22 protein-coding genes are annotated in these 24640 nt (G+C 72.1%); 12 read left to right on the forward strand and 10 right to left on the reverse strand.

Annotated features, from left to right (window positions below; translation table 11 throughout):
* Positions 1 to 45: 45 nt before the first annotated feature.
* The 4 genes from ACZ4Z4_RS01835 to ACZ4Z4_RS01850 all read right to left on the reverse strand — a co-directional run bounded on the left by ACZ4Z4_RS01835 (position 46) and on the right by ACZ4Z4_RS01850 (position 2114).
* Positions 46 to 498, reverse strand: coding sequence for a PIN domain-containing protein (locus ACZ4Z4_RS01835; protein WP_468320803.1), 453 nt, complete (start codon positions 496 to 498; stop codon positions 46 to 48).
* Complete coding sequence (locus tag ACZ4Z4_RS01840) at positions 491 to 784, reverse strand: type II toxin-antitoxin system Phd/YefM family antitoxin (RefSeq protein ID WP_468320806.1); 294 nt, start codon at positions 782 to 784, stop codon at positions 491 to 493. The genes ACZ4Z4_RS01835 and ACZ4Z4_RS01840 overlap by 8 nt, the downstream gene beginning before the upstream one ends.
* 58 nt (positions 785 to 842) lie before the next feature.
* Positions 843 to 1070: a hypothetical protein gene (locus ACZ4Z4_RS01845; protein ID WP_468320808.1), complete on the reverse strand. Its 228-nt coding sequence runs from the start codon at positions 1068 to 1070 to the stop codon at positions 843 to 845.
* 210 nt (positions 1071 to 1280) lie between these two features.
* Positions 1281 to 2114 carry an isocitrate lyase/PEP mutase family protein gene (locus tag ACZ4Z4_RS01850; RefSeq protein WP_468320811.1) on the reverse strand — a complete coding sequence of 278 codons (834 nt, stop codon included), beginning with the start codon at positions 2112 to 2114 and terminating at the stop codon, positions 1281 to 1283.
* Positions 2115 to 2238: 124 nt separating this feature from the next.
* Between ACZ4Z4_RS01850 and ACZ4Z4_RS01855 the strand changes: the two genes are divergently transcribed.
* The 3 genes from ACZ4Z4_RS01855 to ACZ4Z4_RS01865 all read left to right on the forward strand — a co-directional run bounded on the left by ACZ4Z4_RS01855 (position 2239) and on the right by ACZ4Z4_RS01865 (position 5133).
* Positions 2239 to 2916, forward strand: a complete 678-nt coding sequence (locus ACZ4Z4_RS01855) for an AIM24 family protein (RefSeq protein ID WP_468320813.1) — start codon at positions 2239 to 2241, stop codon at positions 2914 to 2916.
* 103 nt (positions 2917 to 3019) lie between these two features.
* Positions 3020 to 3547: a PH domain-containing protein gene (locus ACZ4Z4_RS01860; protein WP_468320816.1), complete on the forward strand. Its 528-nt coding sequence runs from the start codon at positions 3020 to 3022 to the stop codon at positions 3545 to 3547.
* Positions 3544 to 5133, forward strand: a complete 1590-nt coding sequence (locus ACZ4Z4_RS01865) for a PH domain-containing protein (RefSeq protein WP_468320819.1) — start codon at positions 3544 to 3546, stop codon at positions 5131 to 5133. The genes ACZ4Z4_RS01860 and ACZ4Z4_RS01865 overlap by 4 nt, the downstream gene beginning before the upstream one ends.
* On the opposite strand, the gene ACZ4Z4_RS01870 is transcribed toward ACZ4Z4_RS01865, so the two are convergent.
* Positions 5078 to 6376 (reverse strand): aspartate aminotransferase type Ic, encoded by a 1299-nt coding sequence (locus tag ACZ4Z4_RS01870; protein WP_468320822.1) that lies wholly within the window; start codon positions 6374 to 6376, stop codon positions 5078 to 5080. The genes ACZ4Z4_RS01865 and ACZ4Z4_RS01870 overlap by 56 nt on opposite strands.
* A gap of 306 nt (positions 6377 to 6682) precedes the next feature.
* Between ACZ4Z4_RS01870 and ACZ4Z4_RS01875 the strand changes: the two genes are divergently transcribed.
* Genes ACZ4Z4_RS01875 through ACZ4Z4_RS01895 form a run of 5 tightly spaced genes read left to right on the forward strand, consistent with a single transcriptional unit; the run spans position 6683 to position 13343 of the window.
* Positions 6683 to 8326 carry an ABC transporter substrate-binding protein gene (locus tag ACZ4Z4_RS01875; protein WP_468320826.1) on the forward strand — a complete coding sequence of 548 codons (1644 nt, stop codon included), beginning with the start codon at positions 6683 to 6685 and terminating at the stop codon, positions 8324 to 8326.
* A gap of 28 nt (positions 8327 to 8354) precedes the next feature.
* Entirely contained in the window at positions 8355 to 9314 is a 960-nt protein-coding gene (locus ACZ4Z4_RS01880; RefSeq protein ID WP_468320829.1) for an ABC transporter permease, read from the forward strand.
* Complete coding sequence (locus ACZ4Z4_RS01885) at positions 9314 to 11323, forward strand: dipeptide/oligopeptide/nickel ABC transporter permease/ATP-binding protein (protein ID WP_468320832.1); 2010 nt, start codon at positions 9314 to 9316, stop codon at positions 11321 to 11323. Before ACZ4Z4_RS01880 ends, ACZ4Z4_RS01885 begins: the two co-directional genes overlap by 1 nt.
* Positions 11320 to 12411, forward strand: coding sequence for an oligopeptide/dipeptide ABC transporter ATP-binding protein (locus ACZ4Z4_RS01890; RefSeq protein WP_468320835.1), 1092 nt, complete (start codon positions 11320 to 11322; stop codon positions 12409 to 12411). Before ACZ4Z4_RS01885 ends, ACZ4Z4_RS01890 begins: the two co-directional genes overlap by 4 nt.
* On the forward strand, positions 12408 to 13343 hold the full coding sequence (locus ACZ4Z4_RS01895; RefSeq protein WP_468320837.1) for a dihydrodipicolinate synthase family protein: 936 nt from the start codon (positions 12408 to 12410) through the stop codon (positions 13341 to 13343). The genes ACZ4Z4_RS01890 and ACZ4Z4_RS01895 overlap by 4 nt, the downstream gene beginning before the upstream one ends.
* A gap of 33 nt (positions 13344 to 13376) precedes the next feature.
* Here the strand turns inward: ACZ4Z4_RS01895 and ACZ4Z4_RS01900 are convergent, their stop codons facing one another.
* From ACZ4Z4_RS01900 to leuA, 5 genes are all read right to left on the reverse strand, one after another.
* Positions 13377 to 14060 carry a response regulator gene (locus ACZ4Z4_RS01900; protein ID WP_468320840.1) on the reverse strand — a complete coding sequence of 228 codons (684 nt, stop codon included), beginning with the start codon at positions 14058 to 14060 and terminating at the stop codon, positions 13377 to 13379.
* A complete protein-coding gene (locus ACZ4Z4_RS01905) occupies positions 14057 to 15310 on the reverse strand; it encodes a sensor histidine kinase (protein ID WP_468320843.1) in 1254 nt (417 codons plus the stop codon). Before ACZ4Z4_RS01905 ends, ACZ4Z4_RS01900 begins: the two co-directional genes overlap by 4 nt.
* Positions 15311 to 15372: 62 nt before the next feature.
* Positions 15373 to 17472 (reverse strand): MMPL family transporter, encoded by a 2100-nt coding sequence (locus ACZ4Z4_RS01910; RefSeq protein ID WP_468320846.1) that lies wholly within the window; start codon positions 17470 to 17472, stop codon positions 15373 to 15375.
* 160 nt (positions 17473 to 17632) lie between these two features.
* The gene (locus tag ACZ4Z4_RS01915) at positions 17633 to 18373 is read right to left on the reverse strand and encodes a TerB family tellurite resistance protein (protein WP_468320849.1); all 741 of its coding nucleotides are present in this window, start codon (positions 18371 to 18373) and stop codon (positions 17633 to 17635) included.
* A gap of 170 nt (positions 18374 to 18543) precedes the next feature.
* Complete coding sequence (gene leuA, locus ACZ4Z4_RS01920; protein ID WP_468320851.1) at positions 18544 to 20265, reverse strand: 2-isopropylmalate synthase; 1722 nt, start codon at positions 20263 to 20265, stop codon at positions 18544 to 18546.
* A gap of 291 nt (positions 20266 to 20556) precedes the next feature.
* Between leuA and ACZ4Z4_RS01925 the strand changes: the two genes are divergently transcribed.
* The 4 genes from ACZ4Z4_RS01925 to ACZ4Z4_RS01940 all read left to right on the forward strand — a co-directional run bounded on the left by ACZ4Z4_RS01925 (position 20557) and on the right by ACZ4Z4_RS01940 (position 24632).
* Positions 20557 to 21633: a M4 family metallopeptidase gene (locus ACZ4Z4_RS01925; protein WP_468320853.1), complete on the forward strand. Its 1077-nt coding sequence runs from the start codon at positions 20557 to 20559 to the stop codon at positions 21631 to 21633.
* Between the two features lie 51 nt (positions 21634 to 21684).
* The gene (locus ACZ4Z4_RS01930) at positions 21685 to 21951 is read left to right on the forward strand and encodes a protealysin inhibitor emfourin (protein WP_398297632.1); all 267 of its coding nucleotides are present in this window, start codon (positions 21685 to 21687) and stop codon (positions 21949 to 21951) included.
* Between the two features lie 87 nt (positions 21952 to 22038).
* Positions 22039 to 23397 carry a GH1 family beta-glucosidase gene (locus ACZ4Z4_RS01935; RefSeq protein WP_468320855.1) on the forward strand — a complete coding sequence of 453 codons (1359 nt, stop codon included), beginning with the start codon at positions 22039 to 22041 and terminating at the stop codon, positions 23395 to 23397.
* On the forward strand, positions 23394 to 24632 hold the full coding sequence (locus ACZ4Z4_RS01940; protein WP_468320857.1) for an MFS transporter: 1239 nt from the start codon (positions 23394 to 23396) through the stop codon (positions 24630 to 24632). Before ACZ4Z4_RS01935 ends, ACZ4Z4_RS01940 begins: the two co-directional genes overlap by 4 nt.
* Positions 24633 to 24640: the final 8 nt, after the last annotated feature.

The following is a 24640-nucleotide window of genomic DNA, read 5'->3' on the forward strand; positions in this document are numbered from 1 at the left end:
TCGCGGAACAGACTCATGGGGTCCATTCTCGCGTACGGATCGACCTCACAGGTCGTCGGGGAGCAACCGGAACGCGCGGTGCGCGGTCAGGGGACGCATCATCCGGAAGTGCGCGTCGGTGGTCAGCATGTCGGCGGTCTGGAAGGCCGCCGCGAGGGTCACGTTCATGGCGTCCGCCAGGCCGACGCCCTTGCCGCCCGCCGCGTCGCCGTACCCGCGCATCACTGCCATGGCCCCACGCAGGTGCGGAGCCGTCTCCGGGATCTCGAAGCGTCGCGCTTCCGCCTGGCGCGCGATGAAGTCGAGAGCCGTCATGGAGGCCTGGGCCCCCACCCGCTCGGTCAACAGGTAGTCGAGTTCGGTGAGGACCATGGGCGAGACGACCAAGTGCCCGACACGGGCGAGCGCCTCCTTGTGCGCCGCATGACGCGGATCCTTCGGCGTGAACAGGCGGTACAGGGCGTTCGTGTCCGCGATCGCCACGGGGATCTCAGACACCCGCCGCCCCCATGCCGCCCATGCCGCGCAGAACATCGTCGATCTCGTCGTCCGTGAGCGCCGGCCCGTCGAGGTCCGGGAGGTCGAGCGGACCCATCGGATCGGTGCGGAACGGGTAGGAAGGCTGCCCCAGACGTCCGCCCCTCGGCACGATGTCCCCTATCGGCACGCCGTCCTTGGTGATCGTCACCGTCTCACCCGCTTCGACGCGGGCCATCACTCGCGACGTCTGCTGGTTGAGCTCACGCAAAGGGACATCGTTGCCGCCGCCAGTGTTTCCTGCCATGAATGCAGCGTACTACGCGTTCTACGCCCCCGCCCCGGCCACTTCTGGCAAGGCTCCGTCAAGGCGTCTCCCCCCGGCTCCGGGGGTTCGCGTACGCCGTCGCCGCGCGGAGCCGTTCCGCGTCCGTCGCCGTGCGGATCGCCTCCGGGGCGCAGTCCCACTCGCGTCCGCCTCCGTAGGGGCGCAGCTGGACGTACGGGCCCTCGTGGCCCATCACCCGGCCCACGCGGCCACTGCGCGTGTCGACGACGTACGCGCCCACCGGGAGGTGCGTCGGGAAGTTCATGGCGCGCTCCTTCGCGCGGCCGACGTCGGATCGGCTCCCGATGACGGCACCACAGTTCCCGCTCGCGTCAGCGCGGCGCGCAATGTCTTCACGGTTTCCTCCGCCTGTCCGACCCGTGCCCCTGCGTGGTGGCTCCCCTCTGCCTTCGGATTTCACTCTTCTCGTCCCTGCGGGGGTGCACGCCGCCTACACTCGGGAGGCGTCTGCCCGCTACAACTGCGGGCTCGCGGGCGGCTGTTGGTGGCTGTGCTCGGGCAGCCCGAAGGCGTCCGACAGTGCCTGTGTCGCGGTGTACGAGGGGACTTCGCCGCTCACCGTCAGGTCCCGTGCCGTCGCCACCGCCGCCCCCAGCGCCGCGCGGAACAGCAGTGAGCCGAGGCTGACGCGGCGTACGCCCGCCTCGGCCAGCTCCGGCAGGGCGGGGCCTTGGGGGGTGTGGAGGGTGTTGAGCGGGGTGTCTTCGAGGGTCCGGGTCAGTTCGGAGAGGGTGTCCAGGTCGCGCAGGCCGGGCACGAAGACTCCGTCCGCGCCCGCCCGGCGGTAGGCGGCCAGGCGCTCCCCGGTCTCCGGGGACTTTCCCGCGGCCGGCAACCAGTACGTGTCCGTGCGGGCGTTGACGAAGAGGCGGCCGCCCACCGACTCCCGTACCGCGTGCAGGATCTCGCACTGGTGGGAGAGGTCCCGCAGCGTGCCGTCCGGGCGGCCGTCCTCGATGTTGACGCCGGCGATCCCCATGCCCGCCAGCTCGGCCGCCAGCGAGGCGACGTCCTCCGGGCGGTCGCTGAAGCCGCCCTCGATGTCCACGCTGATCAGCGCGTCGAGGCGGGACAGACCGCGGGCCAGCCGGACGGTCTCCGCCCGGGTGGCGCCCGCCCCGTCGGGCAGGCCCGCCGCGGCCGCGACGCCCAGGCTGGTCGTGCCGACCGCACGGAAGCCGGCGGCGGCGAGCGCGGCGGCCGACGCGTGGTCCCAGGCGTTGGGCAGCAGCAGGGGCGCACCGGCGCGGTGCAGGTCGCGGAACTCCTCGTACCGAAGCGTCGTCATGCCACGACGGTAAGCGCGTGACGGTTCGGCGCGGGCCGAAGTGTGCCGTACGTCGGTCACGGCTGCGTCCGTGCGGTGGGGTGCCGCGCTTCCGCACGCACGAGGCGTACCTCAAGATGTGGCCATGAAGAGTGACTTGTTCTCCAGTGACCACATGGCCCAGCCGGCCCACGCCCCCGGCATGACGCTCCAGAACGCCAAATCCATCAAGTACGCCGTGAACGGTGAGATGTTCGCCCGGCAGGGCGCCATGATCGCCTACCGGGGCGAGTTGCAGTTCGAACGCAAGGGGCAGGGCGTGGGCGGCATGCTCAAGCGTGCCGTGACCGGTGAGGGGCTGCCGCTGATGGCCGTCCGCGGCAGCGGCGAGGCGTGGTTCGCGCACGAGGCGCAGAACTGCTTCATCGTCGACATCGAGCCCGGCGACGTCCTCACGGTCAACGGCCGCAACGTCCTCTGCTTCGACGCGACCCTCTCGTACGAGATCAAGACCGTGAAGGGCTCGGGCATCGCCGGGGGCGGGCTCTTCAACACCGTCTTCACCGGCGGCGGGCGGCTCGGCCTGGTCTGCGACGGGAATCCGCTGGTGATCCCCGTGTCGCCGCAGCAGCCCGTGTACGTCGACACGGACGCCGTGGTCGGCTGGACCGCCAACTTGAGCACGTCCCTGCACCGTTCGCAGTCCATCGGGTCGATGATCCGCGGCGGCTCGGGCGAGGCCGTGCAGCTGAAGCTGGAGGGTGAGGGGCACGTCATCGTGCGGCCGAGCGAGGGGACGCCGCAGAAGGCGCAGCAGCACTGAGGCCCCCGGACGCGGTGCGCGCGAGGGCCGGTGGTCGATTACCGGCCGAGCGGCGCTACAGCCGGTGAGCAGGCATCTTGTCTGAGCAAGTACCTTTCGTCTCATGCTTGTCGACCAAGGAGACGCCCAGGGGGACGACAGAGCGGTCGTGCGGCTGCGGCCGCCGCGCCACCCCCTGGACCGCCGCGCCGTCGCCTGGTGGCGTACGCAACTGCTGCTGACGACGGCCGTCCCGGTGGGCGTCCTGGTCCTGCTCGCCGCGCTCATCGCGCCGGCCCGCCTCTGGCTGCTGCTGCCCGCCGCGGTCATCGCGGTGCCGGGGCTGCTCGCCGGGGCGCTGCTGCCGCTGTGGTGGTACAAGGTGCACCGCTGGGAGGTCACCGACGACGCGGTGTACGTGCGGACCGGCTTCTTCTGGATGGAGGGCCGGATCGCGCCGATGTCGCGGCTCCAGACCGTCGACACGATGCGCGGGCCCGTCCAGCGGGTCTTCGGGCTGACGACCGTCACGGTCACCACGGCGTCCGCCAAGGGGGCGTTGAAGGTCAAGGGGCTCGACCACGCGACCGCCGCCGCACTGGCCGAGCGGCTCGCCCTCGTCACCCAGGCGACGCCGGGGGACGCGACGTGAGCGGACTCGACCTGGGCGGACTCGCCGACTCCCCCGACGAGCCCGGCTGGCGGCGGCTCGACCGGCGTTCGCTGCTCGTCACCGTGCAGATGACCGGCGGCGTGGTGACCGCCGTCGGCCTGCCGATCACCCTCAGCTTCCAGGGCTGGGTGGCCATGGGGCCGGTGATCGCCTGGGCGGTGGGGCTGGGTCTGCTGGTGATCGCGTGCGGCGTCGGCCTCGACGCGCTGCGGCTGCGCCACAGCCGCTACCGCGTCGGGCCCGAACGGGCCGAGCTGCGCAGCGGCATCCTCTTCGCCAAGCACCGCTCCCTGAGCCGCGAGCGGATACGCTCCGTCGATCTCGTCGCCCACCCGCTGCTGCGCCTCCTCGGCCTGGTGGAGGTCCGGATCGGCACCGGCGAGCAGAGCTCCGCCCAGGAGGCCACCCTCGAACTCCGCCCGGTCCGCAGGGCCGAGGGCGAGCGGCTGCGGCGCGAACTGCTCAGCCGGGCGGCCCCCGACGCCGCGTCGGACGCGGAGGGCACGATCGCCGCACTCGACCCCCGCTGGATCAAGTACGCCCCGCTGTCCTTCGTCACCTCCGCGCTCGCCGCCGCGGCGGGTGGCGCGGTGATGCAGGTCAGCGAGTGGTTCGGGGTGCAGGAGGAGGTCATCGAGTGGGTGGGTGACCTGTTCCGCGGGATGTCGGTGGCGGGCATCGTGCTCGCCCTGGTCGCGGGGGCGCTGGCCGCCGGGTCGGTGGGGGCGCTCGGGCTGTGGGTCGGGATGTGGTGGAACTACCGGCTCGAACGGGAGCCCGGCGGGACGCTGCGGGTGCGGCGCGGGCTGCTCACGACGCGCTCGGTCTCCCTGGAGGAGGCCCGGCTGCGCGGCGTCGACGTGGTGGAGCCGCTGGGCCTGCGGCTGTCGGGCGCGGCCCGTGTCGACGCGGTCGCCACGGGTCTGTCCCGCCGTGACGAGGAGGACCAGGCGGGCCCCAGCACCCTGCTGCCCGCCGCGCCGCGCCGGCTCGCCGACGAGGTGGCGGCGCGTGTCCTGCGGGAGCCGGTGACGCCCACCGCCGCGCGGCTCACGGCGCACCCGCGGGCGGCGCGGGCCCGCCGCATCCGCTGGGCGGTGTCGGCGGCGCTGGCGCCCGCGCTGGTCCTGCTGCTGCTCGGGGCGATCGTCGGCCTGCCCGCCCTGACGTATCTGGGGGTGGGCACCGCGGTGGTCCTCGTCCCGGCCGCGGTGGCGCTCGCCTGCGACGCGTACCGCAGCCTCGGGCACGCGCTCGACGCCGACTACCTCGTCGTACGCTCCGGCACGCTGCGCCGCTCCACGGTGGCGCTGCGCCGCGGCGGCGTCATCGGCTGGACGGTCAAGCAGTCCGTGCTCCAGCGCCGGGCGGGCCTGGTCACCCTCAGCGCGACGACGGCCGCGGGCGCGCAGGCGTACGCGGCGTACGACGTGGACGAGGCGGAGGGGCTGGCGTTCGCCGAGCGGGCGGTGCCCGGACTGCTGGGACCGTTCCTGTGTACGGCCGAGGTCAGCCGGCCGTGCGGGCCCGCTGCTCGTAGCCCACGAGCCGCACACACACGGTGAGGCCCTTGATGGCCTGCTCCAGCTCCGCGAGGCCGGGGTAGCTGGGCGCGATGCGAATGGTCGCGTCGCGCGGGTCGTCCCCGTACGGATGCGTCGCACCGGCCGGGGTGAGGACGATGCCCGCCTCGGCGGCGCGGCGCACGACCTCCTTGGCGCAGCCGTCCGGGACTTCGAGGGTCACGAAGTAGCCGCCCTTGGGGGACGTCCACGTCGCGAGGCCGGTGCCGGCGAGCTCCGCGTCCAGGATGCGGGCGACCGTCTCGAACTTGGGCTGGAGCAGGGCGCGCTGACGCTCCATGTGGGCGCGTACGCCGTCCGCGTCCTTCAGGAACATCACGTGCCGCAGCTGGTTGACCTTGTCCGGGCCGATGGACCGCTTCTGGTTGTTGGCGAGGAGCCACTTCACGTTGGCGGGCGAGGAGCCGAAGAAGGCGACGCCGGCGCCGGCCGCGGTGATCTTGGAGGTGGAGCCGAAGACGAAGGCGCGGTCCTCGTGCCCGGCCGCGGCGCAGGCGGCGAGCAGGTCGGCGATCTCGGCGGGCTCGTCGGTGAGGTGGTGGGCGGCGTAGGCGTTGTCCCAGAAGATGCGGAAGTCCGGGGCGGCGGTGGGCATGGCGGCGAGGCGGGCCACGGTCTCGTCGCTGTAGACGACGCCGTCGGGGTTGCTGTACTTGGGCACGCACCAGATGCCCTTGATGGCCGGGTCGCCCGCGGCGAGGCGCTCGACCTCGTCCATGTCGGGGCCTTCGGCGGTCATCGGCACGGGGATCATGTCGATGCCGAACCGCTCGCAGAGCGCGAAGTGCCGGTCGTAGCCGGGCACCGGGCAGAGGAACGCGACGCGCTCCTGGTCGACCCAGCGCGACGCAGCGCCCGGCAGCACGCCGAGGAGGGCGTGCACGAGGCAGTCGTGCATCAGCTCAAGGCTGGAGTTGCCGAGCGCGAGCAGCTGCCCGGCGGGCACCTGGAGCAGCTCGGCGAAGATCTCCCGGAGCTCGGGCAGGCCCTGGAGCCCGCCGTAGTTGCGGACGTCGGTGCCGTCGGCGGAGGTGTGCCGGCCACCGGGCAGGCTCAGCAGCTCCTCGGCGAGGTCGAGCTGCTCCGGCGCCGGCTTGCCCCGCGTCAGGTCGAGGGAGAGCCCGCGCCCGGCGAGCTCGGCGTAGTCCTGCCGCGCCCGTTCGAGCAGCCCGGTGAGGGCCTGGGCGTCGGGGGCCGTGGCGTCGGGGCTCAGCTCGGTGGTCATGGTGTTGCCTCTCGCAGGTACCGCTTCGACGGTGCGGTGGGTGGTCGGGTCGATGGATCAGTGGATCGACGGATCCATCGGTGGGGCGTGCCGAGGATACAAACCGGCGCGCGGTGATCACCCGAACGCCCGCACCGCGAGACCGGGAGGCCGGTCGGGGTCCCGCCGTCGCCCGTCCGGACCCAGGGCTCCCACCCGTGCGGGTCCCCCGTCCGGAGTCTTGACCAGCCCTCCGGCCGCTCCTATCGTCACCACGCCACCCATGACGTAGGACGTGGGACCTCTTAGGTAGGCAAGGGAGACACAGTGACCGATCTGCCCTCTCCGACCGCACGCCGCGCCGTCCTGCCGGACCGCCGGGCCTTCCTCAAGTACTCGGGTGCGCTGAGCGCGGCCGCCGCCGTCACGACCACGCTCTCCGCCTGTTCCGCGGGGCCCGAGTCGACGAACGAGACCGGGGGCGGCGGCCAGGGCGGCGAGTCGACGCTCACGGCCGTCATCGGGTACGGCAACGACGGCAGCTGGGACCCCACCCAGACCGCGTCCGCCTTCGCGATGGCCGGCAACGAGCACATCTACGAGGGGCTGCTCGGGACCGATCCGATCACCCGTGAGCCGTACGCCGCGCTCGCCACGGAGATCCCGAACGACCTCAAGGCGACGACGTGGAAGTTCACCCTGCGCCCGGGGGCCAAGTGGCACGACGGGAAGCCCGTCACCGCCGACGACGTCGTGTTCGTCTTCGACCGGATCCTCGACCCGAAGACGCAGACGCTCGCCAAGGGCTTCTTCGCGAGCTGGCTGAAGGAGGTCAGGAAGGTCGACGCGACCTCCGTCGAGCTGCTTCTCAAGTTCCCCTTCCCCGACGGCGCCGCCCGGCTCTCCCTCGCCAAGATCATGCCGAAGCACGTGTTCGGCGAACCGGGCGCCTGGGACGACGCGACCAAGGGGAAGGCGGTGGGGTCGGGACCGTACAAACAGGCCTCGCACCATCCCAAGTCGAACACGACCTTCGAGGCCTTCGACGACTACAACGGCCCGCGCAAGGCCGCCTTCAAGAAGATGAACTGGCTGACCATCGTGGACGCCGCGCCGCGCGTCGCGAAGATCTCCGGCGCCGGCGCCGACGCGGAGATCGCCGACAACATCCCGTACGCCAACATCGAGCAGTTGAAGAAGGGCGGGATGACCGTCGAGGGCGGGGCCGGGATGAACAACCTCTTCCTGCTCTTCAACACGGCCCACAAGCCGTTCGACGACGTCCGCGTGCGGCAGGCCCTGCACTACGCCATCGACCGCGACAAGATGATCGAGGCCGCCCTCAAGGGCCACGGCAAGGCGTCGACCTCCTTCCTCAACGAGGCCAACCCCTCCTACCGGCCCGCCAGGACGGTCTACGGCTACGACCTGGCCAAGGCGAAGAAGCTGCTGAAGGAGGCGGGCGTCGGCTCGCTGAGGATCAACCTCATGGCCGTCAACGTGAGCTGGATCGTGGACTGCCTGCCCACCATCCAGGACGGCTGGGAGAAGCTCGGCGTCGAGGTCACCCTCGACCCGCAGGAGACCACCGCGGTCTTCACCAAGCTGGACCAGAAGAAGGACTTCCAGGTCGTCGCGGCCGCCTCGAACCCCAACCAGTTCGGGCTCGACGCCGACCTGATCATGCACTACAACTACGGCCCCGAGAACCTGTGGATGGGGTACGCGCGCTGGGCCGACGACGCCGTCGCCCGCAAGCTCTTCAAGGACATGGACGCCGCCACCCGCGAGCCGGAGGCCGGGCGGAAGAAGGCCATGGTCCAGGCGTACATCGACACCGTGGCCGAACAGGCCGTCCTCTACCCCGTCGTCCACAACGAACTCATGACCGCCTGGGACCCCAAGAAGATCACCGGAGTCCAGGCCCAGCCCTATCCAGGGATCAACCTCCTCCAGGCCAAGTGGGTGTGAGGGAAGCACAGTTCAGGAGTCGTACGCCGTGACCGCAGTCCTCAGAATCCTGGCCCGCCGCGTCGCCCTGCTCGTCCCGCTGCTGCTCGGCATCGTGCTCTTCGTCTTCCTCGTGATGCGCTTCTCGGACGTCGACCCGGCGTCCGCGTTCTTCCAGGGCGCCAACCCGACACCCGAGCAACTGCACGAGTTCCGCGAGGAGAACGGCCTCCTCGACCCGCTCCCCGTCCGCTACGTCGCCTTCGTCGGCGACCTCCTCCAGGGCGACATGGGCATCAGCGTCCTCAACCGCTCCCCCGTCGTCGACCAGGTCACCACCGCCCTGCCGCTCACCGTGCAGCTCACCTTCCTCGGGCTCGGCATCGCGGTCGTCCTCTCCCTCACCCTCGGCGTCACCGCGGCGATCTACCGCGACCGCCTCCCCGACCAGCTGATCCGCGTGATCTCCCTGACCGGTGTCGCGGCGCCCGGCTTCTGGCTGGCGCTGCTGATGATCCAGTACCTGGCCGTGGACCTCGGCTGGTTCCCGACCGGCGGCTACATCAACCCCGCCGACTCCCTCACCGGCTGGCTCAGAACCATGACGCTGCCCGCCCTCGCGCTCTCCCTGCCGGTCGCCGCGGGCCTCACCCGCATCATCCGCACCGCCGTGGTCGAGGAGCTCGACAAGGACTACGTCCGCACGGCCGTCGGCAACGGCCTCCCCCCGGTGGTCGTCGTCGGCCGCAACGTCCTGCGCAACGCCCTCATCAACCCGCTCACCGTCCTCGGCCTGCGCGTCGGCTATCTCCTCGGCGGCGCCGTCGTCATCGAGACGATCTTCTCGCTGCCCGGCATGGGCAAGCTGATGATCGACGCCGTGAAGAACGGCGACCCGGCCGTCGTCCAGGGCGTCGTCATCACCACCGCCGTCGGCTTCGTCGTCGTGAACCTCGTCATCGACGTCCTCCACCTGCTGGTCAACCCGCGTCTGAGAGGGTCGAGCTGATGTTCACCTCGCGCAAGGCGCTGACCGAGCGCCTCGCCGTACCCGGTCTACGGATCCGCTCCTTCCGCAAACTTCCCGTGCTGTCCAGGGTCGCGGTCTGCGTCATCGGGCTCGTCGTCCTGGTGGCGCTCCTCGCCCCGCTGATCGCCCCGCACGACCCGCTCGACCAGCAGCCCCAGACGGACGGCACGGGACACCCCTCCGCCGACCACTGGATGGGCCAGGACAGCCTGGGCCGCGACATCCTCAGCCGGCTCATGTACGGGGCGCGCTGGTCGCTGGCCATCGGCCTCGGCGCCACCCTGCTCGCCCTCGTCGCGGGCGCCCTCATCGGCGCGGTCGCGGCGACCTCCCGCAAGGCCGTCGACGAGACGCTGATGCGCTGCCTGGACGTCGTCATGGCGTTCCCCGGGATCGCGCTAGCCGCCGTCCTCGTCGCGGTCTTCGGCGGCGGCATCCTCGTCCTGATCTGCGCCATCGCCTTCCTGTTCACCCCGCCCATCGCCCGCGTCGTCCGGGCCAACGTCCTCGACCAGTACGGCGAGGACTACGTCGTCGCCGAACGCGTGCTGGGTGCCCGCACCCCGCACATCCTGATCCGCCACGTCGCCGTGAACTGCGCGGCGCCCGTCCTGGTCTTCTGCACCGTGCAGGTCGCCGAGGCCATCGTCTTCGAGGCGTCGCTCTCCTTCATCGGCGCCGGTGTGCGGCCGCCCGACCCGTCCTGGGGCAGCGTCATCGCCGACGGCAAGAACATGGTCCTGATCGGCGGCTGGTGGGCGACGGTCTTCCCCGGGCTCCTGATGCTGCTCACCGTCCTCGCCCTGAACATCCTCTCCGAGGGCGTGTCGGACGCCTGGGCGGCCCCCTCCGGCCGCGACGTCGCGGGGCCCGCCCGCGCCCAGGACCGCCTGGAGACCCCCGAGCCCGGCAGCGGCCGGGTCCTCGACCTCCCCGGCCTCACGGAGGCGGCCCACCGCCTCCGCTCCCGCGCCCGCCCCCTCCCCACGGGCGAGCCGGTCCTCGCCGTGACCGGCCTGACCATCTCCTTCCCGCAGCGCCACGAGGGCGTGGACATCGTCGACGGCATCAGCTTCGACGTACGCCCCGGTGAAGTGCTCGGCCTCGTCGGCGAGTCGGGCTGCGGCAAGTCACTGACCGCGCTGACGGTGATGGGCCTGGAGCCGAAGGGCGCCCGCGTCGGCGGCCGCGTCACCTTCGACGGACAGGAGCTGACCGGCCTGCCGATGCGCGCCCGGCGCCGCCTGCTCGGCCACGACATGGCGATGATCTACCAGGACGCCCTGTCGTCCCTGAACCCGGCGATGACGGTCCGCTCCCAGCTCAAACAGGTCGTACGAAGGGGTGGCCGCCGGACGGCCGTCGAACTCCTCGAACTCGTCGGCCTCGACCCCGAACGCACCCTGCGCAGCTATCCGCACGAGCTGTCCGGCGGGCAGCGCCAGCGCGTCCTGATCGCCATGGCCCTCTCCCGCGACCCGAAGCTGATCGTCGCCGACGAGCCGACGACCGCGCTGGACGTCACCGTGCAGGCGCAGATCATCCAGCTGCTGCTGCGGCTCCGCGAGGAGCTGGGCTTCGCGCTGATCCTCGTCTCCCACGACCTGGCGCTCGTCGCGGACGTCACGGACCGGGTCGTGGTGATGTACGGCGGCCAGATCGTCGAGACGGGCGTGACGGCGGACCTCGTGGAGTCCCCCGCACACCACTACACGCGCGGCCTGCTCGGCTCGGTCCTCTCCCTGGAGTCGGCGGCCCGACGCCTCACCCAGATCAAGGGCGTGGTGCCGTCTCCGGCGGAGTTCCCGCGGGGGTGCAGGTTCGCGGACAGGTGCCCGCTGGCGAGCGAGGTGTGCCGTACGACGACACCGGAGCTGGCGGGTACGGCAGCACACTCCACGGCCTGCCACCATCCGGCATCAGCCACGACGATGTCAGGGGCGCGGGGAACTGCGCGACCAGCCACGACGGAGCGTGACCCGAAATGACGACCACCCCCATCGTCGAGCTGGACGACGTCCACGTAGTACACAAGGCCAGGTCGGGCGGCCTGTTCTCCCGGGACAGGGTGTACGCCCTGACCGGAGCCGCCCTCACCGTCGCCCCCGGCGAGACAGTGGGCGTCGTAGGAGAGTCCGGCTGCGGCAAATCAACCCTCGCCAAGGTCCTCGTGGGCGCCCAGCGCCCCACCACAGGAACCGTCTCCTTCCGCGCCCACGACCTGTGGAGGATGACACCCGCCGAGCGGCGGAGTTCCATCGGCTCCCACACGGGCATGATCTTCCAGGACCCGTCGACCGCCCTGAACCGCAGGCTGCCGGTCGGGCGGATACTGCGTGACCCGCTCGACGTGCACAAGCGGGGCACGCCGAGGGAACGGGACGAGCGCGTGCGGGAGTTGATGGCCCTGGTCGGTCTGCCGAAGGCCCTCGCCGACGGGCTGCCCGGCCAGCTCTCCGGCGGCCAGCGGCAGCGCGTGGCGATCGCCCGCGCCCTCGCGCTCGAACCCGACCTGCTGGTCGCCGACGAGCCGACGAGCGCCCTCGACGTGTCCGTCCGCGCCCAGATCCTCAACCTGCTCCTCGACCTGAAGGAGCGCCTGGGCCTCGCCCTCGTGTTCGTCTCCCACGACATCCAGACGGTACGCAGGATGAGCGACCGGGTCGTCACGATGTACCTCGGCCGGATCGTCGAGGAGGCCCCGGCCGCGGAGATCCTGGACCGCGCCCGGCACCCGTACACCCGTGCCCTGTTCTCCGCGACGCCCGGACTGCTCGACCCCATCGACCCGATCCCGCTGGCCGGGCCCGTGCCGTCGGCGACCCGGCCGCCGAGCGGCTGCCCGTTCCGCACCCGCTGCTGGAAGGCGGACGCGGAGTGCGCCACCGCCATGCCGGAGGCCCGGCCGGCGGGCCCGGAGCACCGGTTCCGCTGTTTCCACCCCGTCGACGAGGGAGAGTCGACCCACGAACTCGTCACCCAGGCCGCCGCCACAGCCACCACCGCAGCCGCCGCCACGGCTTCCGGCACGGCTTCCGGCACGGCCTCCGTCACCGCACCGAGGGAGCATCCATGACCCTTCCCACCCCGCTGACCGGTGTCGTCCCGCCCGTCTGCACCCCCCTGACACCGGACCGCGAGGTGGACACCTCCTCCCTCACCAGACTCGTCGACCACCTGGTCGCGGGTGGCGTCGACGGTCTGTTCGTGCTCGGTTCGACCTCCGAGGTCGCGTATCTGACGGACCGGCAGCGGGCGCTCGTCGTCGACACGGTCGTCCGGCACGTGGCCGGCCGGCTGCCCGTCCTCGCCGGCGCGATCGACATGACCACGCCCCGCGTCCTTGACCACGCGCGGGCCGCCGTCCGGGCGGGCGCGGACGCGGTCGTGGTCACCGCGCCCTTCTACACACGGACCCATCCGGCCGAGATCGCCCGCCACTTCCGGCTGGTCGCGGAGGGCTGCGGGGCGCCGGTCCTCGCGTACGACCTGCCGATGGCGGTCCACACCAAGCTGGGCGCGGGGCTCATGCTCGAACTGGCCGGGGACGGCGTCCTCGCGGGCCTGAAGGACTCCAGCGGCGATGAGGGTTCCTTCCGCGGCGTCGTCCTCGGCAAGCGGTCGGAGCCGGGGCTCGCCGGGTTCAGCGTCCTCACCGGGTCGGAGGTGACGGCCGACTCGGCGCTCGCGATGGGCGCGGACGGCGTCGTGCCCGGCCTCGGGAACGTGGACCCCGGTGGGTACGTGCGCCTTTATCGGGCGTGCCGGGAGGGCGACTGGGCGCGGGCGCGGGCCGAACAGGAGCGGCTGTGCGGCCTGTTCGGGATGGTGACGGCCGGGGATCCGGCGCGGATGGGCGGGAGTTCGTCGGCGCTCGGCGCGTTCAAGGCGGCGCTGCGGCTGCGCGGGGTGATCGACTGCGCGGCCACGGCGGAGCCGCAGATCCCGCTGTCCGCGGCGGAGACGGAACGGGTCGGCAAGCATCTGGCGACGGCCGGGCTGCTGTGACTCGCTCCCTGGAGGTGGAGCAGCCGCCCGCCGTCAGGGTGAGCCGACCGAGCCCGGCGCGACAAGGCCGGACTCGTAGGCGACGATGACCAGTTGGGCCCGGTCGCGGGCCCTCAGCTTGCCCATGATGCGGCTGACGTGGGTCTTCGCGGTCAGCGGGCTCAGGCCCAGGGTGTCGGCGATCTCCTGGTTGTTGAGGCCGCGCGCGACGAGCCGCAGCACCTGCCGCTCCCGCTCGGAGAGGTTCTCGGGCCCGCCGGTGAGGGGCGTCTGCGCGTCCGGTGACCGCAGCACGCGGGCGATGAGGCGGGCCGTGGGGCCGGGCGAGAGGAGGGAGTCGCCGGCCGCCACCGTGCGTATCGCGTCGAGGAGTTCGGCGGGCTTGGTGTCCTTGACCAGGAAGCCGGACGCGCCCGCGCGGAGCGCGTCGACGACGTGCTCGTCCGTGTCGTACGTCGTCAGCATCAGGACCTTCACGCCCGCCAGGTCCTCGTCGGCGGCGAGCAGCCGCGTCGCCTCGATGCCGTCGAGGTCGGGCATGCGGATGTCCATGACGATGAGGTCGGCGCGCTCGGCGCGGGCCAGGTCGACCGCCGAGCGGCCCGTGCCCGCCTGCCCCACCACCTCCATGTCGGGCGCCGAGTCGACGAGCATCGCGAACGCGGCGCGCACCAGCGTCTGGTCGTCGGCGAGCAGCACACGGATGGGCACCGTCATGACAGACCTCCCAGGGACACGGGTGCGAGCGGCAGTGTCGCGGACACCATGAAACCGCCCTCCGGGCGCGGGCCGGCGTCCAGGGTGCCGCCGACCGTGCGGGCCCGCTCCCGCATCCCGACGAGCCCGTACCCCGGCGCGTGCCCGGCCTCCTGTGCGGTGCCGGTGCCGTCGTCCGTGACGCGCACGCACAGCGCCGCGTCCTCGGTGCGCACCGACACCCGGACGGTGCTGCCGGCGCCCGCGTGCCGTACGACGTTGGTGAGCGCCTCCTGCACGATGCGGTAGGCGGCGGCGCCCACGGCGGCCGGTGCCCGGCACTCGGCCACCGTCAGCTCGACGCGGGCGCCCGCGGTGCGGGCCGCGTCGGCGAGGTCGGGCAGTCCGTCGAGGCCGGGCAACGGTCCTCTGGCCTCGCCCGCCTCGTCCTCGGTGCCCGATCTCAGGACCTGGAGGGTGGCGCGGAGTTCGCCGCGGGCGGCGCGGCAGGTCTCGGCGACGTCGTCGAGCGCCTTGGCGACGGCCTCGCGGTCGAGGCGGTCCGGGTCGGCGGCCAGGACGTGCGCGGCGACGGACGTCTGGACGCCGACGAGGGTGATGCTGTGGGCGAGCAGGTCGTGCAGGTCGCGGGCGACCCGCAGCCGCTCCTCGGCGACGCGGCGGCGCGCCTCCTCCTCGCGGGTGCGCTCCGCCCGTTCGGCCCGCTCCAGTACGGAGGCGACGTACTGGCGGTGGATGCGGACGTAGACGCCGAGCAGCAGGAAGGCGACGATCCAGCCGGAGATGCGCAGCGACTCCGCGCCCTCGGCCATGCCTTCGTGGAACTTCACGCTCAGCATGCCGCCCATGACACCGGCGCCGATGAGGATCGTGTTGCGGGGTCGGGTGCGGGAGGCCACGGTGAACAGGGCGACCATCGACACGGCCATGGGCGCGGTGTGGTTGTTGTCCAGGGAGTGGTAGGTCAGCAGGATCGCCATCAGGACGATCAGGACGCGCACCGGGGCGCGGCGCCGCCACACGACGACGACGTGGGCGACGAGCAGCAGCGCCCAGCCGGCCAGGTCCGGCACGTGCCCGTTGTCCCGCACGACCCGCACGATCACGACGGCGCTGACGGCCATGGCGAGGGCGAACAGGGCGTCGGTGCGCAGGCGTTCGCCGGGCGCGGCCGGTCCGAGGACGCGCTCGACGAGGTTGCGGCGGACGGAGCCGCGCCCCGGGCCCCGGCCCCTCTCGGAAGTCTCCACGGCCTCATCCTCCGGCACACGGGCGCCCCTCCGGGAGAGGAGGGGCGCCCCGGAGTTCCGGCTCAAGGCGACGCGACCCGGACGGGCTCGGCCTCGCGGGGCGGCGGGGCGGGCGCGGCGGGCGCCTTGGAGAGCGGCCCCGGCCACCACACCTTCCTGCCCAGTGCCACGCTCGCGCTCGTCACCAGGTAGGTGCGGACGAGGAAGGTGTCGAGGAGCACGCCGACGGCGATGACGAAGCCCAGTTCGACGAGTTGGACCAGCGGCATGTTGGTCAGCACGGCGAACGTCGCGGCGAGGACGAGCCCCGCGGAGGCGACGACGCCGCCGGTGGTGCGCAGGGAGGTGAGCGCGGCCGTCCCCGGTTCGGCCCCGTTCAGGCACTCCTCCCGCATGCGGTGCATCAGGAAGATGCCGTAGTCCACGCCGAGTGCGACGAGGAAGACGAAGGAGAGCAGCCCGAGTCCCGGGTCGGTGCCCTCGAACCCGAAGAGCGGTTCGAAGACGAGGCCCGCGATGCCGAGCGAGGCGCCCCACACCGCGACGACCGCGGCGAGCAGCAGCAGCGGCGCGACGAGGCTGCGCAGCAGGGCGACGAGGACCAGCAGGACGGCGCCGAGTACGAGCGGGACGACGATGTTCCGGTCGCGGGCGTTGGTGTCCTTCAGGTCGAGCTGCTGCGCGCTGGGGCCGCCCACATAGCTGGCGTCGAGGCCGTCGCGGAGCGCCTCGATGGTCGCGGTCTCCCCGGCCGACTCGGGTGCGGAGGCCGCGGTGACGGTGATCTCGGTCCAGCCTTCTGCGGTACGGCCCCGTGCCGCGCTGTCGACGCCCTTCGTGTCGCGGATCTCGGCGAGGGAGGCGTCGGCCCGGCCGGCGGGGGTCATGACGGTGATGGGCTGGGTGCCGCGCTCGGGGTAGGCGGTGGCGAGGGTCTCCATGGCGGACACGGATTCGGGGGTCTTGGTGAAGGAGTCCTCCTGTTTGAGCGCGCCCGGCAGGTTGAGCGCGCCCAGGGCGAGCGCGCCGAGCAGCACGGCTCCTGCGGCGAGCACGGTGAGGGGCCTGCGCCCGGCCGAGCCGCCCATCGCGGCGAAGAGGCTGCGCCGCTGTTTGGGAGCGCTGCCGAACGCGGGGACGAGCGGCCAGAACACGCGCCGTCCGAGCAGGACGAGCACGGCGGGCAGCAGCGTCAGCATCGTCACGAGGGCGCAGAGCACGCCGACCGTGCCGAGGGGGCCCATGCCGCGGCTGCTGTTGAGGTCGGCGGCGAGCAGGCAGAGCAGTCCGGCGGCGACGGTTCCGGAGGAGGCGAGGACGGCGGGCCCGCAGCCGCGCAGGGCGGCGACCATGGCGTCGTAGGGCTGCTCGATGCGCCTGAGCTCCTCCCGGTACCGGGAGACGAGCAGCAGCGCGTAGTCCGTCCCCGCGCCGAAGACGAGGATGGTCATGATGCCCGAGCTCTGTCCGCTGACGGAGGTCCCGAAGCCCTGGTTGAGTCCGTACGCGACGCCCATCGCGAGGTAGTCGGCGACGCCGGCGACGGCGAGCGGCACGAGCCACAGGAAGGGGCTGCGGTAGATGAGGACGAGCAGCAGCGCGACGACGCCCGCTGTGGTGTAGAGCAGGGGTCCGCCGAGCGAGTTGTAGACCTCGCTCGCGTCGGTGTCGAGCGCCCCCGCCCCGCCCACGTCGACGCTCAGCCCGTCCCCGCCGCGGGCGGTCTCCCTGACGTCCCCGACGAGGGCGTCCCGCTTCTCCTCGTCCTGTCCGGGCTCGGTGCTGGCGATCGGGTACATGAGGGTGGTGCCGTCCGCGGAGGGCACGGCTTCGGGCTTCGCGACGAGCCGGTGGGCCCGCGCTATCTCGCCGACCTGCTCCCCGGCGGCCGCCCGGTCGGCGGCGGTGAGCCCGCCGTCCCGGTGGTAGACGAGCACCAGCTCGGTGGCCTCACCGCCCGGCAGCCGCTCCTGGATCTTCGCGACCTCGGTGGAGTCGGCGCTCGCCGGGAGGTAGTCGACGGCCCGGTCCTTCTGCACGTCGGCGAGTTTCGCCGCGAACGGCGAGGCCAGCGCGAGCACGACGATCCACAGCCCCAGGAACACCCAGGGCACGGCGCGCCGTCGCCGTCGCGGCGCGGCAGTGGTCTGTGCGGCCCCCATGACGGGCCTCCTTCGGCAGGGTGACGTTTCCGGGGTCAACCCTGCCGCTCCCGGCCCCGCGATCCGTCGGGCCAAGGGGCGAGTTGGGCGGTACGGCTCGGGGAGGCTGCCGGCCGGGATTACTCCCGGCGGAGTATCCGGAGGAAGGCGGCGCCCTTGCTCAGGAAGGCGTCCGCGCCGTCACCAGAAGGCGTGCCACGTCCTCCGAGCAGATCGTGAGCGCGCAGCCCGCCGTGGTGAGTACGTCCCGTTCCGCGGGGGTGTAGGGGCCGTCGGCGAGGGCGATGCGGGCGCCCTGGAGGAGCAGGGCCTCGCGGCCGGCGGGGGCGAGGTGCGGGGCCAGGGGGCCCAGTGCCTCGTGGAGTTCGATGGCGAGTCCGGGGAGGCCGGGGCCGCAGTCGGAGTCGGTGGCGTGCCCCGCTTCGGTGGCGAGCGTGTCGACGAGGGCGACGAGCCGGTCCTCGGAGCAGTCCTCGTGACCTGCGCCGTTCAGCGCGCAGACGGCCGTCTCGACGACCGCGCGGGAGCCGGTGCCGCCGGTGGACAGGACCGCGACGACGATCGCGTGGACGGCGTCGCGGAGCATCGCGGAGAGCCGGGTGGTGGTGGGGTGGTCCAGGACGTCCGGGTCGAACAGGTCCTGGCAGGCGGCGCACTGGATGACGGGTCCGCGGGTGCCGCGCGGCACGACGGGCAGGCCGAGCAGGACGAAGCGGCGCCGTCCGGTGAGCCGCTGGTAGTTGCGGTCGCCGCCGCAGGCAGGGCAGAAGAACTCGCCGTCGCCGACGGTGTCCCAGGCGGTGTGCATGCCGACCACGCGCCGGCACAGCGCCCGCCCGCGGGAGACCGGCTTGGCGGGGATGCGGGAATTCCGGCCGTTTCGTCCATGATCTGGCAGCACCACGCACCTCCGTAACTCCCCGGCTGCATTGCCGCGTTGGCGTGATGTTAGCCACATCGATGATGCGGCGTCAGCATCTCGTACAGGAGATCGAGCCGGACATGGCCGGGAGACGACGCGGCCCCGCCCGCCGGATCGGCGGACGGGGCCGGGCGGAACCGGTCGGGGGGCTAGCGCGCCGCGCGGTTGACGGCGGAGACGACGGCCTTCAGGGAGGCGCGCGTCGTGTTGGCGTCGATGCCGATGCCCCACAGCACCTTGTCGCCGATCGCGCACTCGATGTACGAGGCGGCCTGCGCGGACGCGCCCTCGCTCATGGTGTGCTCCTGGTAGTCCAGGAGGCGTACGTCGATGCCGATGCCCTGGAGCGCGTCGAAGAACGCGGAGATCGGACCGTTGCCGGAGCCGGTCAGGACGGTGTCCGCGCCGTCCAGGGTGGCCTCGACGGTGAGGGTGTCGACGCCGTCGGTGTCGGTCGTCGTCTGGCCGTTCTTGACCTGAATCCGCCCCCAGGGGTTCTCGGGGTTCGGCAGGTACTCGTCCTGGAAGACGCTCCAGATCGCGCCGGGCGTGACCTCGCCGCCCTCGGCGTCCGTCTTCGCCTGGATGATCTTCGAGAACTCGATCTGCATGCGGCGCGGCAGGTCCAGCTTGTGGTCGTTCTTGAGGACGTACGCGATGCCGCCCTTGCCGGACTGCGAGTTGACGCGGATGACGGCCTCGTAGGAGCGGCCGACGTCCTTGGGGTCGATGGGCAGGTACGGCACGGCCCACTCGATGTCGTCGACCGTCTTGCCCGCGGCCGCCGCGCGGGTCTCCATCGCGTCGAAGCCCTTCTTGATGGCGTCCTGGTGGGAGCCGGAGAAGGCGGTGTAGACCAGGTCGCCCGCGTAGGGGTGGCGGGGGTGGACCTCCATCTGCGTGCAGTACTCGTACACGCGGCGCACTTCGTCGATGTCCGAGAAGTCGATCTGCGGGTCGACGCCCTGGCTGAAGAGGTTCATGCCCAGGGTGACCAGGTCGACGTTGCCGGTGCGCTCGCCCTGGCCGAAGAGGCAGCCCTCGACGCGGTCACCGCCGGCCATGACGGCCAGCTCGGCGGCGGCGACGGCGGTGCCGCGGTCGTTGTGCGGGTGGATGGAGAGGCAGACGAACTCGCGCCGGGACAGGTTGCGCGACATCCACTCGAAGCGGTCCGCGTGGGTCGAGGGCGTCGAACGCTCCACCGTGGCAGGCAGGTTGAGGATGATCTCGCGGTCGGCGTCGGGCTGCCAGACGTCCATGACGCCCTCGCAGACCTCCAGGGCGAAGTCCAGCTCGGTGTCGGTGAAGATCTCGGGGCTGTACTGGTAGCCGAAGGTCGTGCGGTCGTCGAGCAGCTTGTCGGCGTACTCCATGACCAGGCGCGTGCCGTCGACGGCGATCTGCTTCACGGCGTCGCGCGAGCCGCGGAAGACCACATCGCGCCAGACGGGAGCAGTCGCGTTGTACAGGTGGACGGTCGCGCGCCGGGCGCCCTTCAGGGACTCGACCGTGCGCTCGATGAGCTCCTCGCGCGCCTGCGTCAGGACGGAGATGGTCACGTCCTCGGGGATCGCGTCCTCGTCCTCGATGATCGACCGTACGAACTCGAAGTCGGTCTGGCCCGAGGAGGGGAAGCCGACCTCGATCTCCTTGTAGCCCATGCGCACCAGCAGGTCGAACATGGCGCGCTTGCGGGCCGGGGACATCGGGTCGATCAGCGCCTGGTTGCCGTCGCGCAGGTCCGTGGAGAGCCAGCGGGGAGCGACCGTGATCCGCTTGTCCGGCCAGGTGCGGTCGGGGATGTCGACCTGCTCGTACTGCCCGTACTTGTGGACCGGCATGGACGTGGCGCGCTGGAAGTTCGGCATGTGCGGGGCTCCTCGGAAGTGTCCTGAAGGACGGCCGACGGTCTTAGCGCAACGCCGAACTCCGCGGGGAGGGGGTCGGCCTCGACTACAGGCCCTCGCCGCGGCAGCTAAGGAGAAGCAGCCCGAATCGCATGATGTGCCGCAGCCTAGCCGAGCCGCGCTCTGTGCGCGGGCCCGTATCAGTATGCGGGACCGTGGCCGGATAAACCCCCAGTGGTGATCTATCCCTCTATTTCAGCAATCATGGTTGCAGGTAGTGACAGCGGCATGACCCAGTGCCACATTGCCGCCATGACCGCCAACCCCACGGGCTTCGAGCCCGTCTTCTGCACCATCGTGCCGCCCCATGTCCTGGACACCCTCGCCCAGAGCCAGGACCCCGCGCTCGCCGCACCCGCCCGCCGCACCCTGGAGCGGGACGCCATCGAGCGCACCCACCGCCGCCTGACGACCGTCATCGGCGCGCCCTCCGTCGCCCCTCCCAAGGAGGCCGCGGCCGGCAAGCCGCACCGCACCATCCACGACGCCAAGCACCGCACCGAGCTGCCGGGCCGCAAGGTGCGCGGCGAGGGCGACAAGCCGGGCAAGGACGCGACCGTCAACCGCGCGTACGCGGGCCTCGGCGCCACCTTCGAGCTCTTCCAGAAGTCGTACGACCGCAACTCCATCGACGGCGACGGCCTGCCGCTGAACGCGACGGTCCACTACGGCGAGGACTACGGAAACGCCTTCTGGAACGGCGAACAGATGGTGTTCGGCGACGGTGACAACGAGATCTTCCTCGACTTCACCATCCCCGTGGACGTCATCGGCCACGAGCTCACCCACGGCGTCGTGCAGTACACGGCGAACCTGACGTACTTCGGCCAGCCCGGCGCCCTGAACGAGTCGATGGCGGACGTCTTCGGCTCGATGATCAAGCAGTACACGCTGGGCCAGACCGCGCAGGAGGCCGACTGGCTGATCGGCGCGGGCCTGCTCGCCCCGCGCGTCACCGGCAAGGCGCTGCGCTCCATGAAGGAGCCCGGCACGGCCTACGACGACGACGTGCTCGGCAAGGACCCGCAACCCGCCGACATGGACCACTACGTCCGCACGGGCCGCGACAACGGCGGCGTGCACATCAACTCCGGCATCCCCAACCGCGCGTTCTACCTGGTCGCCGAGGCCCTCGGCGGGCACTCGTGGGAGCGGGCCGGACAGATCTGGTACACGGTCCTGACCGGCGGCGAACTGGCGCAGGACGCGTCCTTCACCGACTTCGCCAAGCTGACGGTCGCCGCCGCCCGCCAGAAGTTCGGCGACGGCGACGAGCTCAAGGCCGTCATCGACGCGTGGTCGACGGTGAAGGTGCCGACCACCGAGTGACGGCTTGACGGCGTGCTACCGGCCGCCCGCCCGGTGGAGTAGACAGGACCCATGCGTATCCAGGTGAAGCGGACCGGAGGATTCGCGGGCATCGACCGGCATGCCGAGGTGGACACCTCGCAGCTGGCCGATGCCCCGGAATGGCACGCCCTGGCCGAACAGGCCGTGGCCGAGGGGCGGAGCACCCCGCCGATAGGGGTGCCGGACGGCTTCAGTTACCAGCTGACGGTGGACGGGCGGACGGTGTACTGCGCGGACCCGCGGCTGACGGAGCCGCAGCGGAAGCTGATCTCGCGGGTGCTGAAGGAGGGCTCGTAGCGCGCCCCGGATAAAACCTGAGCTTTGTTCATCTTCTTGCCGCACACCCATTGACTTCCGTACTCGCCGGTACGGAGGATCCCGCCCATGGCAGCGAGTGCGGCGAGCCCGATACCCACCTTCCCCCGCGACTTCCTGTGGGGCGTCTCCACCTCGGCCCACCAGATCGAGGGCGCGGCCGACGAGCGCGGCGCCTCGGTCTGGGACGCGTTCACGGCCGTGCCGGGGAACGTGAAGGACGGCACGACCGCCGCGGTCGCCTGCGACCACTACCACCGCTACCGCGAGGACGTGGCGCTCCTCCGCGACCTCGGCGTGGACGCGTACCGCTTCTCGGTCTCCTGGCCGCGCGTGCTGCCCACCGGCGCGGGCGCGGTGAACCCGGCGGGCCTGGACTTCTACGACCGGCTCGTCGACGAGCTGTGCGCGGCCGGAGTGCGCCCCGTCGCCACCCTCTTCCACTGGGACACCCCGCTGGTCGTGCAGGAGGCGGGCGGCTGGCTGAACCGGCGCACCGCCGAGCGGTTCGCCGACTACGCGGCCGTGGTCGCGGCCCGCATCGGCGACCGCGTCACGAAGTGGATCACCCTCAACGAACCGGCGGAGCACACCCTTCTCGGCCACGCCCTCGGCCAGCACGCCCCCGGTGAACGGCTCCTCTTCGACGCGCTGCCCGCCGCCCACCACCAGCTCCTCGCCCACGGCCTGGCCGTACGGGCGCTGCGCGCGGCGGGCGCCGACGACATCGGCATCGCCAACTCGCACGGCCCGACCTGGCCCGCCTCCGCCACCGCAGAGGACACGGCCGCCGCGGACTTCTACGACGTGCTCCTCAACCGCCTCTTCGCGGACCCGCTGCTCCTCGGCGCCTACCCGGAGGGCATCGGCGAGCTGATGCCGGCGCAGGATCTCGCGGCGGACCTGAAGGTGATCTCCGAGCCGCTGGACTGGTACGGGATCAACTTCTACCAGCCGACGAAGGTGGGCGCGCCGCTCCCCGAGGGCACGGCGGCGGAGTTCGCGGGCGTCACGCTCCCGCCCGAACTCCCCTTCTCACCGCGGCACATCGACGGCTTCCCGGTCACGGACTTCGGCTGGCCCGTCGTCCCCGACGCCCTCCCCGAACTCCTCGCCGCCTTCCGCGACCGGTACGGCGACCGGCTCCCGCCGCTCGTCATCACCGAGAACGGCTGCTCGTACGACGGACTCGACGACCAGGACCGCATCGCCTATCTCGACGGCCATCTGCGGGCGCTGCACCGGGCGCTGGAGGCGGGCGCGGACGTGCGCGGCTACTTCGTCTGGTCCCTGATCGACAACTTCGAGTGGGCGGAGGGCTACCGGCAGCGGTTCGGCCTCGTCCACGTCGACCACGCCACGCAGCGGCGCACCCCGAAGGCGTCGTACCACTGGCTGCGCGAGGTGCTGCGGGCGCGCCGCCCGTGACCGTCACCGCGCTGCGGGAGCCGACCGAGCGGGTCGGGCGCGGCTGGACGGTCTCGCTGTCGCTCGCCAACGGCGCGATCTGGGTGGGGTGGTACGGGCCGCTACAGATCCTGCTCGCCGTCCAGGCGGAGGACCTCGCGCCCGCGGGCACGTCCAAGGAGACGGTCCTCGCCTGGGTGACGGGCGTCGGCGCCGTCGTCTCCCTCGCCGCGAACCCGCTCTTCGGCGCCCTCTCGGACCGCACGACGTCCCGCTGGGGCCGGCGCACCCCGTGGATCGTGGCGGGGTCGGCGGGCGGCGCCGCCGCGCTCCTGCTGCTCTCCGCGGCGGGCTCGGTGTGGTGGCTGGCGGCGGGCTGGTGCCTGGTCCAACTCGCCCTGAACGCCGCGTTCGCCGCGGTCACGGCGGCCGTACCGGACCGGGTGCCGCGTCTTCAGCGGGGCTCGGTGGGCGGGTGGCTCGGCGCGGCGCAGCTGCTCGGCGTGGTCGTCGGCACGGGGCTCGCGACGGTGGCGGGCGGGACGGTCGCGGGGTACGCGGCGTGTGCGCTCTTCACCGTGGCGGGCGTGCTGCCCTACGTCGTACGCCACCGGGACCTGCGCCTGTCACCGGCCGACCGCCCGCCGTGGAATTGGCGCGACTTCCTCGCCGGCTTCCGGCTGAGCCCGCGCCGCCACCCGGACCTGGCGTGGGCCTGGCTGACCCGCTTCCTGATCAACGTCAGCAACGCGCTGGTGCTGCTCTACCTTCTCTACTTCCTGCGGGACCGCCTGGAGTACGCGGACCCGGAGGAGGGCGTCCTGATCCTGACCGCCGTGAACGGCGCGACGATGCTGGCCACCGTGGTGGTGGGCGGCGCATGGTCGGACCGGACGGGCCGCCGCAAGCCGTTCGTGCTCTGGTCGGGGGCGCTGATGGCGGCGGCGACGGGACTGCTCGCGCTCTGGCAGACGTGGCCCGGCGCGCTCGTCGCGGCGGCGGTCCTCGGCATCGGCTTCGGCGTCTTCACGTCCGTGGACTTCGCCCTGATGACGGACGTCCTGCCCACGACCATGGACCGCGGCAAGGACCTCGGCATCATCAACATCGCCAACTCCCTCCCCCAGGTCGCGGCCCCCGCCCTGGCGGCCCCGCTCGTGACACACCTGGGCGGCTACCGGACCCTGTACCTGACGGCGGCGGTGATCGGCCTGGCGGGGGCGGTGCTGGTACACAGGATCAGAGGGGTCGACTGAGGCAGCGC

Source organism: Streptomyces sp. NPDC030245 (assembly GCF_055572995.1).

Bases quoted from the DNA above. Each gene is read 5' to 3' on its own strand.
- ACZ4Z4_RS01840 (WP_468320806.1), bottom strand. From the start codon at position 784: ATGGCAGGAAACACTGGCGGCGGCAACGATGTCCCTTTGCGTGAGCTC.
- ACZ4Z4_RS01845 (WP_468320808.1), bottom strand. From the start codon at position 1,070: ATGAACTTCCCGACGCACCTCCCGGTGGGCGCGTACGTCGTCGACACG.
- ACZ4Z4_RS01850 (WP_468320811.1), bottom strand. From the start codon at position 2,114: ATGACGACGCTTCGGTACGAGGAGTTCCGCGACCTGCACCGCGCCGGT.
- ACZ4Z4_RS01855 (WP_468320813.1), top strand. From the start codon at position 2,239: ATGAAGAGTGACTTGTTCTCCAGTGACCACATGGCCCAGCCGGCCCAC.
- ACZ4Z4_RS01860 (WP_468320816.1), top strand. From the start codon at position 3,020: ATGCTTGTCGACCAAGGAGACGCCCAGGGGGACGACAGAGCGGTCGTG.
- ACZ4Z4_RS01870 (WP_468320822.1), bottom strand. From the start codon at position 6,376: ATGACCACCGAGCTGAGCCCCGACGCCACGGCCCCCGACGCCCAGGCC.
- ACZ4Z4_RS01885 (WP_468320832.1), top strand. From the start codon at position 9,314: ATGTTCACCTCGCGCAAGGCGCTGACCGAGCGCCTCGCCGTACCCGGT.
- ACZ4Z4_RS01890 (WP_468320835.1), top strand. From the start codon at position 11,320: ATGACGACCACCCCCATCGTCGAGCTGGACGACGTCCACGTAGTACAC.
- ACZ4Z4_RS01895 (WP_468320837.1), top strand. From the start codon at position 12,408: ATGACCCTTCCCACCCCGCTGACCGGTGTCGTCCCGCCCGTCTGCACC.
- ACZ4Z4_RS01900 (WP_468320840.1), bottom strand. From the start codon at position 14,060: ATGACGGTGCCCATCCGTGTGCTGCTCGCCGACGACCAGACGCTGGTG.
- ACZ4Z4_RS01910 (WP_468320846.1), bottom strand. From the start codon at position 17,472: ATGGGGGCCGCACAGACCACTGCCGCGCCGCGACGGCGACGGCGCGCC.
- leuA (WP_468320851.1), bottom strand. From the start codon at position 20,265: ATGCCGAACTTCCAGCGCGCCACGTCCATGCCGGTCCACAAGTACGGG.
- ACZ4Z4_RS01925 (WP_468320853.1), top strand. From the start codon at position 20,557: ATGACCGCCAACCCCACGGGCTTCGAGCCCGTCTTCTGCACCATCGTG.
- ACZ4Z4_RS01930 (WP_398297632.1), top strand. From the start codon at position 21,685: ATGCGTATCCAGGTGAAGCGGACCGGAGGATTCGCGGGCATCGACCGG.
- ACZ4Z4_RS01935 (WP_468320855.1), top strand. From the start codon at position 22,039: ATGGCAGCGAGTGCGGCGAGCCCGATACCCACCTTCCCCCGCGACTTC.